Source organism: Halovivax gelatinilyticus (assembly GCF_024300625.1).
Classification (GTDB): Archaea; Halobacteriota; Halobacteria; order Halobacteriales; family Natrialbaceae; genus Halovivax; species Halovivax gelatinilyticus.
This window is the reverse complement of record NZ_CP101322.1, coordinates 1965241-1977338: the sequence shown is the minus strand read 5'-3', so window position 1 is coordinate 1977338 and position 12098 is coordinate 1965241. Positions and strand designations below refer to the sequence as shown.

Below are 12098 nucleotides of genomic sequence, written 5' to 3'. Positions count from 1 at the left end.
GTTCTCAGTGTCCAGCGTCCGTCGCCGCCCGATCGTCGCGCCGATCGCGAGCGAGGTAGGCGCCCAGAAAACCGCCGAGCGCGCTCAGCGCGACCACGTAGAGCGCGGCGATCATCGTGAGCAGGACGAACGCGAGCGCGATCGCCACGGTCGCAAAGCCGAGGCCGAGCGCGTTCGCGGCGATCGCCAGTCCGCCTAACAGGATGGCAAAGCCGACGACGACCGGGGCCGCCGCGACGAGCCCGGCCAGTCCGCCGATGGCCAGCCCGTGGTGGCGGTCGTCACGCGAGAGGTAGCCGGAGACGCCGCCGCCGAGGATCGGCGCGAGCGGGACGAACGACGCCACGATCGTGACGATCCCGCCGATGAGCGCGTAGGTGCCGACCGTCGGCGGTGGACGCTCCTCTAGAGCGAACTGGCGGCGCGTACGGCGGCGGGAAACGAAGAACACGACGCCAGCGACGGCGGTCAGGAGTCCGACGACGACCAGCCAGAGCCCGCCCGTCGACGCCAGCGCGTAGGTGAGATCGACGAGTTCCGCGTCGGTGAGCGGATCGGCCTCGATCGTCCCGTCGGCGACGAGCGATTCGATCTGGGCTCGGTCGGCCGCGAGCGAGGCGAACAGCCCGCCGATCGCGATCGAGAGCCCGGCCAGGACCAGAAACGCGGTCACGATCCAGTCGACGACCGCCCCGAGCGAGTCGGCCGAGCGGTCGGTCTGGCGTACGTGCGAATCGTCGGTAGGAGGTGTCGAAGACATAACACTAGAACGGACGACCGGGAGGGTGATAAACCGGTACTCACGGCTTCCTGACGGTCGGCGTCGTCGGAGTGTCTAACGGAGCGGCGAGTCGAGGTGTCTAACGGAGCGGCGACGTGCGCTGGCCCGGTCGCGTCATCCGGTTCCGCGACGATGGGCGACGCACGTCGGGAGTCAGCGTCGCCGAACGACGGACGAAGAAGACACCGAACGTGGGACCGATACGTCACCCGACGTAGACCGAGAAGGCCGTCGGTGCGCCGGATATCACGCCTGTTCCAGGTCGTCGCGGTACGCGGAGAGGTGGTCGATCGCCGCGTCGATCTCGTCGGCGACGTCGTCGGCGTCTCGTTTCGTCTGGCGAAGTTCGTTCAGGTAGCCGTCGACGACGGCGTAATCTGCGGGCTGGTCGCCGCTCGCGATCGCGGCGAGTTCGGCCGCCGTCTCGCGCAGGTCGTCTCGAACGTCGTCGTCGGCTCGTTCGACGGCGGTTTCCAGTTCCCGGCGCGCGTTCTGAACGTGACCCGTTCCGGACATACCGACGCCTTCTACGGGCAGATGGAAGAAGTGTGGGTGCCCCTCGCTCGCCGCGAAGGATCGCCGTCCGACCCGAAACAGTGCCGAAGTTAAACGGAGACCGATCACGGCCCTACTTCCCCAGGAAAACGCGCAGATACCGGGTGAACGACCGATCGCGACGTTTCAAACAACCGGTTACTCCGTCCGGTCATTCGAATGCAACAGGTTCGATGTGCACCCAGTAATCCGGCCCATTCTGAACGAAACGCACTGGAACGGCCCACTCGCCATTCCCAATGGTGTTTTACTGATGAGACAGTCTGTCGACTATATTGGGAATAGTTTCGTTGGCTGGGACGTAATGCCCACGAGACGTACCACGTTGAAAGGTATCGGTGCCGCGAGCGGGCTGGCGGCGGTTTCCGGTTCCGTCTACGCAGCCGACAGCCACAAAGACGAAACGGACGACGAACACAGAGACGAGAAAGGCGACGAAGAACCGACAGACGAGAAAGAACCGGCCGACGAAGAGCCGATCGTGCCGCCGGAGAACGGACTCCGTGTCGCGCACTTCTCGCCGGACGCGCCGAACGTCGACGTCTACCTGGCCGGCGACGTCGTCCTCGAGGACGTCCCCTACCGGACCGTCTCGCCGTACCTCGCGGTCGATCCGGGAACGTACCGCGTTAAAGTCACCGCGGCGGGCGATCCGGAGACCGTCGTCTTCGACGCGGACGTCGCCGTCGAGGCGGGGACGATCTACTCGGCCTTCGCGATCGGGCTACTCCAGCCGCCGGAAGGGCTCGAAGACCGTGCGTTCGAGGTACTGCTCGAGGTCGACCGGGAGCGAGCCGACGAGACGTAACCGAATCGCACGCGGCCTATTTTTACGTCGCACACCGAGTCCGTCAAGGTTCTTCGGCCACAATGGGTCTCACCGTGAGCAACACCGAGGGACCCCTCCAGCCGGATCGACCAGACGCCGACCAGCCCTTCGCGGTCGACGCGCCGTTCGAGCCGGCGGGCGACCAGCCCGAGGCCATCGAGGGTCTCGTCCGCGGCTACGAAGCCGGCGCCGAGAAGCAAACGCTGCTCGGCGTGACGGGGTCGGGCAAGACCAACACCGTCTCGTGGACGGTCGAGCAGCTCCAGCAACCGACGCTCGTCATCGCCCACAACAAGACCCTCGCCGCCCAGCTCTACGAGGAGTTTCGGACCCTCTTTCCGAACAACGCCGTCGAGTACTTCGTCTCCTACTACGACTACTACCAGCCCGAAGCGTACGTCGAACAGACCGACACCTACATCGACAAGGACGCCTCGATCAACGACGAGATCGATCGGCTGCGCCACTCGGCCACCCGGTCGCTGCTGACGCGAGACGACGTCATCGTGGTCGCGTCGGTGTCGGCCATCTACGGGCTCGGTGACCCGCGAAACTACGTCGACATGTCGATGCGTCTCGAAGTGGGCGAAGAGACCGGTCGCGACGAACTCTTGAAACGGCTGGTCGATTTGAACTACGAGCGAAACGACGTCGACTTCTCCCAGGGGACGTTTCGCGTCCGCGGCGACACGCTCGAGATCTTCCCGATGTACGGCCGCTACGCCGTCCGCGTCGAACTCTGGGGCGACGAGATCGACCGGATGCTGAAGGTAGACCCGATGGAAGGGAAAGTCGTGAGCGAAGAGCCCGCCGTGCTCGTCCACCCGGCCGAACACTACTCGATTCCCGAACCCAGACTGGAGCGGGCGATGGACGAGATCCGCGAGGACCTAGATCGGCGCATCTCGTACTTCGAGCGCCAGGGCGACCTGATCGCCGCCCAGCGGATCGAAGAGCGCACCACGTTCGACTTAGAGATGATGGCGGAGGCGGGTTACTGCTCGGGCATCGAGAACTACTCGGTCTATCTCTCCGACCGCGAACCGGGAGACACGCCGTACACGCTGCTCGATTACTTCCCCGACGACTACCTCACCGTCATCGACGAGTCACACCAGACGATCCCGCAGATCAAGGGCCAGTTCGCGGGCGATAAGTCCCGCAAGGACTCGCTCGTCGAGAACGGGTTCAGACTCCCCACCGCCTACGACAACCGGCCGCTCACCTTCGAGGAGTTCGAAGAAAAGACCGACCGAACGCTGTTCGTCACGGCGACGCCGGCCGACTACGAGCGCGACCACTCCGACAACATCGTCGAGCAGATCGTTCGGCCGACGCACCTCGTCGACCCGAAGGTCGAGGTCGCCGACGCGACCGGCCAGATCGACGATCTGATGGGCCGAATCGACGAGCGAATCGACCGGGACGAGCGAACGCTGGTGACGACGCTCACCAAGCGCATGGCCGAGGATCTAACGGAGTATCTAGAGGAATCGGGCGTCGACGTCGCCTACATGCACGACGAGACGGACACGCTCGAACGTCACGAGATCATCCGTTCGCTCCGACTGGGCGAGATCGACGTCCTCGTCGGCATCAACCTCCTTCGAGAGGGTCTGGACATCCCCGAAGTGAGCCTGGTCGCCATCCTCGACGCCGACCAGGAGGGATTCCTCAGGAGCGAAACGACGCTCGTCCAGACGATGGGGCGAGCGGCCAGAAACGTCAACGGCGAGGTGATCCTCTACGCCGACGAGCCCTCGAACGCGATGGAGTCGGCGATCGAAGAGACCCAGCGCCGCCGCGAAATCCAGCAGGAGTACAACGAAGAACACGGGTTCGAAGCGACGACGATCGAAAAGGACGTCAGCGAGACGAATCTCCCGGGTAGCAAGACCGACACCACGACGATCTCCGGACGTGAACTCGACGGCGACGACGAGGCCGCCCGCTACGTCGAAGAACTCGAAGACCGAATGGACGAGGCGGCGAGCAACCTGGAGTTCGAGCTGGCCGCCGACATTCGCGATCGCATCATCGAGGTGCGAGAGGAGTTCGACCTCGCCGGCCACGGTGACGACGAGGAAGGGATCGCCCCGCCGGCGGACGAGTTCTGAGGGGCGCAGACCAAATCGAACCGACGCTTGACTCCCGCGCTTTGTACGCTCATCACGGCGTGTGTCCGCGTTCGATGTGAATCGCTGATTCTGGACGTTGACGTGGGATGACTGCACGTAGCCATCCGCGCGGGAGCAACGGCGATCGGCGGTGGCAGTTACCATAGGGTAAGTTACTAACTGAATTCGAGGTAAGTCCCAGCTATAAGTTCCCGGGCTCGAGACGCGATATATCAACGTCAACGCTCAGTACAGCGATGGCGGGAGAGACAAAAATGAATTCAGGATGGTCGATCCAGATTTTGCGGAGAAGATACATCACGCCCGCTCGCACAGCACAGAGACGGCGAAATCTCAGCAATGAACTACCGAGTACGCTCGCCTGCTCACCCGCGTTCACCACGATCACGGCGACGGCGCACGGTGAGTCAGGGTGCGACCGATGAGTATCGACGGTTCGATACAGAATGGCCCGGACACCGACCGCGGAACGGGTATCGTTCAGGTGGTGGACGCGGAGCGGCGATCCCAGACGAGCAACTGGGTCGATCCCGCTCGACAGACTTGTGTAAGACGTTCGGCCACGTTCAGCACACGCAGTCGGCCGATCAGGACACTGTGTGTAAACTACCGGCCGGCCCTTGATGGGGTCTACGAGGCATGGCACTTCCGTAAGTGGGCCTGCATCGACCGCACCCGGTCGGCGAGCGTCGGGATCGATCAGCCCACGTTCGGTAAAGGCAGGCCTGGGACGTGGCTCGACGAATCGTGCGGACGTGGCGGCGTGGTACTGACCGCCCGAGCACCCGGTGTCGAACGGAACGATGATCTGACCGGTCGGCAGGGATCGAGCCGCCGGTCGGTCGGGCGCGGTGACGGACGATGACCGGTGGGTACACGATAGCGGTCGATCAGCGCGCGAACCGACTCGCCAACAGCTATCGCCTGGCCGTCGACTCGTTGGCCGGAAACGTCTGTGGCGTTTCGTTGAACGAACCTGACGAACGGTTTCGTGGTCAACCACTCGAATCGAAAATTCTCTTCTGGCAGATCGTTTCCTCGCTCGTCGGCGAGTACGAGGATGGCCAGGCGGGAGAAGATTCCGCCGCCGGCAAGACGGTCGGGATCGAGCAAGAAGCGTATACGGAGGAGTATTTCAATACGTTGTGTCAGCTGGGAATCTTTAACCAGCACGGAACGCTCGTGCGGCCGGATCAAATCCTCTTTCTTCTCGGTTTCGGTGAGTACGATGCCTGGCAAGAGAAGCTCATGGGAGAGTCGAAGACCGAACAGGTGACCACGTACACAAGTTTGCCACACATGGTGCTCCCGGAGATGATCGAGGGCGCCAAACAGAACGTGGAAAATCCCACCCATTTCCACAAACATGGCCAGGAAATCGTGGCATACAGACGGGGGATGGAAAACTCGGCGCTGAAGCTTGTCCTGTTACTCCTCCACGGCGAAACGGAGTACAGCCACAGGAGTATTTCGGAACTTCACGCCGACAAGAGCGCGATTATCGACGCCTCGCCCGGAGAGCTCGGACGACCGGGAAATGCCTACACTGAGTGGTTGGCCGAACTGCCGTACCTAAAGCAGTTAGATGCGCTCCGGACACACATCGAGTTACTATCCCAGTCGAAGATCGGGCAACTAGCATTCTATTACCTGTTCGAAAATCGAGATCACGAACACTGTATCGATCCGAAGAACGTCTTCGATCCTCCAGTGTACTCGACACAGGAAATCGAATCGATGGAGTCGCCGCCGATCGTGTACGTCTGTCCCGACGGCAAAGACAGTGGATTTAGCGACTACTTCGACTCCGAAGGGCGATTGATCGCGGCGGGGTCCGTCGACGATCATTTCGGTTCAGACGGACAGTTAGCAGACTACGAAGGGGCCCGAATCGCAGACGTACTTCAACGGGCGCTGATGCAAATCGGATCCGAGTTTCAATGTGGCTTACAACTATACGCAGATCACGACGCAATTGACGTCGACGACCGACGGTCTGCGTTAATCGAGTACGTAACCGCCGTCCTCGGTTTACAAATGACACCGGGGGAGTTGACCGATGCGATCGACGATCTCGATGGAAAATCCGACGACAAGTGGGATCTCGACGAGTGGGACATCGAAGACGTCGCGACCGTCACGGGAGAGTACGCCAAGCTGTTCCAGCAAACGACGACCGTGGCCGAGCTCAGCACTATCGCAGCCCAAAACGAGTGGGAAAACCCGGCGTTTCCGTCGATGGTCGAAGCTCATCGCCAAACGGCTGCTACGGTCGGTGCACTCGTCCAGTTTACGACCCTGTTCGCGCACGCGACGTCGGAAGTCTCGTCAGCGTTCGAGCCCGGCGAGGCGGAGTATCCGGAGCCAGAAGATATACGCGACGCGTTCACGACCTTCGTCGGAACCGCCAAATCGCTGAGTGACTTTGCGGATGCGACGAGTTCTCCCGGCGTCCGGTCGGTGGTCGTCGTTCGAGGGCTTAGCGTTACCGCAAACGCAATCTCCGCGCTGACGGTCGTGAGTAACGTTTCCGCGACGATCGAGCACTACTCGGAGGGCGATACGTTGAAGGCGTTTTCGACCGGGCTCCAGTCGGGTCTGGGGGCGATGAGTCTCCTCAACGAGCGCCGCGTCGCACGGATGCTCGGGTCGCGGCTCCCCGCCAGGCTAATTCCAGGAATCGGGTGGGGCGTCCTCGCTCTCGATGTCGTCTCGATCGCCACCGAGATCGCGGCGAACGTCCTCGACGAGGACGAAGTACTCAGACATCTCGAGCACAGCGTCTACGGACCGGCGTACGAATCGACCGCGAGCGACGGAGTGAACGGGACGTTCGCCGATCCGGCGGATCCACTGTTCGGATTCGCTCGCCGTACCACGGACGTACAGGTAGACGACGGTCGATCGGACCTCAATCGTCAGATTTCGGCGTTCACCTCGCTGACTCGACCGCTCGGCGACGAGACGGCCCAGGCGATGTTGCGGCCGGTGTCGGGGTCGTCAACGAACGAGTACCAGCTCTATATCGAACTCGTCCAGGAGATCGATCGGATCAAAACCGGCGGCACGCTCTACGTCCGGCCGATCGTTCACTACGAGGATAATGCGAACAAGCCGAACTACCTGTGTCCGGCGCTCCATCGTCTCAAGCTTGGCGAGTTCCACGAACACCGGCCGAACCTGAACGATCGGCAAGCGGGAGAGCGAACCACCGACCGCTGGCAGTCACAATTCCCGTATCGCCCCGAGTTCCCATTCACGTCCGATCAATCCAGTCTCCGGTGGAAATCGGAGTTCTCGTCCCGTCCCGAGTTTCCGAACGTCTACGAAAACGGCGATCAGCTCGGGAACGATGACGTGGACGGTCGAAGCCAACTCGACGTCGAGCAACGGTGGCTGTCCGGACCGGAACAGAACTGGTGGTACAATTCAATCCACGACCTAAAAGAGCAGCTGGTCGAGCAAACGGACGACGAATACGTCACCCCGAAGGTGAACGAATTTTACGCAGCTGTCGAGGATCCACTGCTCTATCACCTGTTTCGGTTCGATTGGACGGATCTCGACGAGCGAGACGTACCCGAAAGCGGTCCGGAGTTTCTCGTTCCGAACTACGGTCAGTACGTCACGGAAGAGGTCGAAACGTACCCACAAAATCATGCGCACTACCAGATTCAGGACGGGACGGGCGACAACGAGCACCCGTCTAACGTGTATCGAGCGCTCACAGAGATGGAAACGGGAATCGACGCCGTCAGGCTGTATCCAAACAACGACGACCGGTTCGCTGGTGTTTCGGTGAACCAGGGAACCGACGAAGATGCCCGCGAAACGCTCAGAGGGTCCTATTCGCTGGAAAAGCTGCTCATCTGTTTGCGAGGCCATCGAGTTGCCGTCGCCGGCGAATACGCGTCTGACGACTACAGCGAGCTCTACCTCGAGTTGAGTTACGTGCCACCCGGCGGTGACGAGTTGGTCGCCGATGACGTGGTCTACGGAATCGACATCGGTGATCTACCGAACGCGTCTAGGAAGATCGTACCGGTCGAATTGCAGGACGCGGCCGGCCGAAACGCAGGTCCTGGTGGCTGGACGGACGAGAACCTCAAACTGAGTTACGGTGTCGAATTCGACGAGGTCTGGGAATAAGATGACGGGGAACGACACGCTACACACTGACGGACGGCAAACGCTCGCACGCGAGCTTACGTACGTTGTTGAGCCAGTTACCGATGCCGTCGATGAGGGCTTCGACGGAATCGTCAGATTACTCGCGGAGGCAGGACTGGCCGAGGAGCTTCAATTGGTGGAAATTGAACAACTCGTCACGGCCGTTCAGGACGCCGGAGAGCTGTTCGAAAGCCTCCAGGAGACGGTCCAATCCTTCCTCGACGACGAAGAAGACGTCGACGACGTCGTCGCGATCGTAGACTCGATCGGGGATCTCGTAGACACCATCCGGTCGCTCGACGAAATAGAGGTTGCCAGTCCGCACCTCGAAGACATCGGTCGGTCGCTGCTCGATTACCTGCTGTTGCGATACCTCGTTTCTCACCAGCACGACCTGTTCGCCATCTTATCTGCAACCGGTGTGATCCAGGACGTCGAGACGGCCCCCTACAAGACGATCGAGTACTCCAGGGTTCCAACGTTACTCGACGATCCGAACCAGGTGCTCGACGATCAACTGGATCTAGACGAAGCCGACGCCTACGAATCGATCGCCGCGTTCGTAGCGACGGTCGCGGACGCGAGTTCGAGACGGTTTCTCCCGGCGTCGAGGTCGAACGCAAATCCGGAGAGCGTTGCAACACTGCTGGCGATGGACGATGCCGACGAAATCGACCAGTTACCAACGGTCGACTCGTCAGCAGATCTCTTCGACCAGACGACAGTCGACTTGGTGACGGTCCCACTCGAGGACGGACAGGTGGTTCTCGGTCTCCACCTAGTCCCGCTGCCAGAAACGGCGAACGATCCGGCTGGCGTTGGCGTTCTCCCGGCGGTTCTTGGGACGCTCGCGACCGGGTCGACGACGACATTCGGCGCGGACGATCAGTGGACGTTCTCGTTCTCCCTTTCCGGCGAGGCGAACGTGAGCGAGTACGGGGCCGTGATTCGACCCCTCCCCGACGGGATAGAGACGGAGGTCGTCGACCGTAGGGACGACGGGGCACCGATCGAGACGTCACTTCGCGCGGACGCGAGTATCGAATACGACGGCTCGGCCGACGACGAGTATCAAACGATCCTCGGCGACGAGGAGAGATCACATGTCGGAATCGGTCCGATCGGCGTCACTGTCGGCCTGGAGCATGCGGACGACGAGACCACCGTCACCGTAGAGACCCCGGTCAACGGCATCATCGGCGTGCAGCCTAGCGACGGCTTCCTCGCATCGGTCCTTCCCGACGACGGTATCGAGTACGAGTTCGACGCGCTCGTGGGCTGGTCCGCAAGAACCGGCCTCTATTTCGAAAACGGCGGGACGCTCGAGGCGGAGATCCCACAGAACGCCGAACTCGGGCCGGTGACGATGAAGAACATCCACGTCGGCGTGCTCCCGAGCGGGATCACCGACGACGCGGATCCGGGGCTTACGATATCGGCCGCGGCCTCGGCGTCGATCGAACTGGGCCCGATGACCGGCACGGTCCAGCGGATGGGAATCAAGGCCGACGTCGCGTTTCCGGAGGATCGGGACGGCTCGCTCGGCCCCGTCGATCTCGACATCGGCATCGATCCGCCCGACGGAATCGGGCTCGCGATCGACGCGGAGGGCGTCAGCGGCGGCGGCTTTCTCGAACTCGATCACGAGAACAACCGCTACGCGGGTGCCGTCCAGTTACACGTCGGCGAACTCACGTTCAACGCGGTCGGTCTACTCACGACGGAGCTTCCGGACGGTAGCGACGGATTCTCCCTGCTCGTGTTGATCACGGCCGAGTTCCCGCCGATCGAACTCGGGCTCGGCTTTACGCTCAACGGGCTCGGCGGGCTCGTCGGGGTTCACCGGTCAGTGAAGTCGGATCCGCTCCAGCAGGCCGTCAGGGACGGCTCGCTCGATTCGGTGTTGTTCCCCCAGGACGTGGTCGAGAACGCCCCGCGCATCGTCAGCGACCTGCGCGCAACGTTCCCGCCGACGGCCGACTACCACGTCTTCGGCCCGATGGCCCGACTCGGGTGGGGAACGCCGGAGTTGATCACGGCCGACCTGGGCGTCCTCGTCGAGTTCCCCTCGGTCCGGATCATTATCCTCGGTCGGCTCAGCGCCGTCCTCCCCGACGATATCGCCCCGCTCGTCGAACTCAACGCGGGCGTCCTCGGCGAAATCGACCCGGCGGTGCCCGAACTCGAGATCCACGCCTCGCTGTACGATTCGCGAGTGATGCAGTGGGAGCTCTCCGGGGACTTCGGCGTTCGCATCCGCGGCGGCGACCAGCCGGACTTCCTGCTTTCAGCCGGCGGCTTCCACCCGCAGTACGAGCCGCCGGAGACGTTCGCCGACATGCGACGGCTCAGAGCCTCGCTCGGCGTCCCGGGTGGCAATCCGAGTCTCGACCTCAAGGGGTACTTCGCCGTCACCTCGAACACCGTCCAGGCCGGCGCCGACCTGAGTTTCTTCGTCGACCTCGGCGTAGCCAGCGTCGACGGCGACCTCGGGTTCGACGCGCTCGTCCAGTTCGATCCGTTCGAGTTCCTCGTCGACATCTACGCCTCGTTGACGGTGAAGGCGCTCAAGACGACGTTCTCGGTGAGTCTCGACGGCAGTCTCTCCGGGCCCGCACCGTGGCACGTCGACGGCGAGGTCGAAGTCAGCATCGCGCTCGCCTCCGTCAGTTTCCGCGTGGACACGACGTTCGGCTCGGCGGACGATCGCGACGCGCTCCCGCCCGTCGACGTTCTGGATAAACTCACGCACGCGGTCGAACAGCCGGGTAACTGGCAGACGACCCTGCCCGACGAGGGCGAGTCTCCGGTGACGCTTCGCGATCCAGTCGATCGATCCGAGACGGACGGGGAATCCGACGAGACCCCGCCGGTCCTCGTCCACCCGCAGTCGGCACCGGCCGTCAGACAGACGGTCGTCCCGCTGTCGGTCGAAATCGAACGATTCGGTAACGCCGAACCGGCCGACGCGGATCGGTTCGAGATCACATCTGTCGACGCGGACGGAAGCGCTGAGCTCGACATCGTCGACGAGACGACCGAGCAATTCTCACCGGGCGAGTACTTCGACCTCTCGGACGACGAACGCCTCGATAGTCCCGCGTTCGAGTCGATGCAGGCGGGCTACCGGCTCGACAGCGGCGGCGTCTACGCCGGGCAGGCGATCGAAACCGGTGACGACGACCTGGCGGACAACGGTCGCATCACCAGCCTGTCCTACGAGACGTCGATTCGCGACGAGCGGTGTGACAACTACGACACGCCGGCGGCGACCATCGAAGGATTCGACCTCGAGGGATCGTGCTTGAACGGGTCGATCACTCGCCAGTTCACCCGGGCGTCGATCGACCGGGACGCCCTGGGATGTGACGCCGGACCGGCGCCGAAAGAGACCGTCGACGACGGAACCACGCCCAGCGAGTCGGGGCTCGAGGGTTCGGTCACCGGCGATCGGCCGGACCGTCGGTATCAGATCGTTCGCTCGGACACGTTCGAGCCGGTCGACCTCGACGGTAACGCGAACGACGGCTACGGAAAGGCGGAGGCGAAACGGACGATCGAACGACACGCGGCGGACGGGGCCACCGGACGGTACCAGGTCGTCGCAGCGGCGGAACTCGAGTGA

General features: G+C 62.6%; 6 protein-coding genes. 4 read left to right on the top strand and 2 right to left on the bottom strand.

The genetic code is table 11. The features are described 5' to 3' along the window. Positions 1 to 4: 4 nt before the first annotated feature. Both NKH31_RS09315 and NKH31_RS09310 read right to left on the bottom strand, forming a co-directional pair. Positions 5 to 760, bottom strand: a complete 756-nt coding sequence (locus tag NKH31_RS09315; RefSeq protein WP_254861514.1) for a DUF5518 domain-containing protein — start codon at positions 758 to 760, stop codon at positions 5 to 7. Between the two features lie 267 nt (positions 761 to 1027). Continuing rightward, positions 1028 to 1297 carry a DUF7553 family protein gene (locus tag NKH31_RS09310; protein WP_254861513.1) on the bottom strand — a complete coding sequence of 90 codons (270 nt, stop codon included), beginning with the start codon at positions 1295 to 1297 and terminating at the stop codon, positions 1028 to 1030. Between the two features lie 343 nt (positions 1298 to 1640). Between NKH31_RS09310 and NKH31_RS09305 the strand changes: the two genes are divergently transcribed. From NKH31_RS09305 to NKH31_RS09290, 4 genes are all read left to right on the top strand, one after another. Next, positions 1641 to 2144, top strand: a complete 504-nt coding sequence (locus NKH31_RS09305; RefSeq protein ID WP_254861512.1) for a DUF4397 domain-containing protein — start codon at positions 1641 to 1643, stop codon at positions 2142 to 2144. Between the two features lie 74 nt (positions 2145 to 2218). Continuing rightward, on the top strand, positions 2219 to 4282 hold the full coding sequence (gene uvrB / locus NKH31_RS09300) for an excinuclease ABC subunit UvrB (RefSeq protein ID WP_254864795.1): 2064 nt from the start codon (positions 2219 to 2221) through the stop codon (positions 4280 to 4282). Between the two features lie 882 nt (positions 4283 to 5164). Beyond that, positions 5165 to 8452, top strand: coding sequence for a hypothetical protein (locus NKH31_RS09295; protein ID WP_254861511.1), 3288 nt, complete (start codon positions 5165 to 5167; stop codon positions 8450 to 8452). A gap of 1 nt (position 8453) precedes the next feature. Beyond that, on the top strand, positions 8454 to 12098 hold the full coding sequence (locus NKH31_RS09290; RefSeq protein ID WP_254861510.1) for a DUF6603 domain-containing protein: 3645 nt from the start codon (positions 8454 to 8456) through the stop codon (positions 12096 to 12098).

Bases quoted from the DNA above. Each gene is read 5' to 3' on its own strand.
- NKH31_RS09315 (WP_254861514.1), bottom strand. From the start codon at position 760: ATGTCTTCGACACCTCCTACCGACGATTCGCACGTACGCCAGACCGAC.
- NKH31_RS09310 (WP_254861513.1), bottom strand. From the start codon at position 1,297: ATGTCCGGAACGGGTCACGTTCAGAACGCGCGCCGGGAACTGGAAACC.
- NKH31_RS09305 (WP_254861512.1), top strand. From the start codon at position 1,641: ATGCCCACGAGACGTACCACGTTGAAAGGTATCGGTGCCGCGAGCGGG.
- NKH31_RS09295 (WP_254861511.1), top strand. From the start codon at position 5,165: ATGACCGGTGGGTACACGATAGCGGTCGATCAGCGCGCGAACCGACTC.
- NKH31_RS09290 (WP_254861510.1), top strand. From the start codon at position 8,454: ATGACGGGGAACGACACGCTACACACTGACGGACGGCAAACGCTCGCA.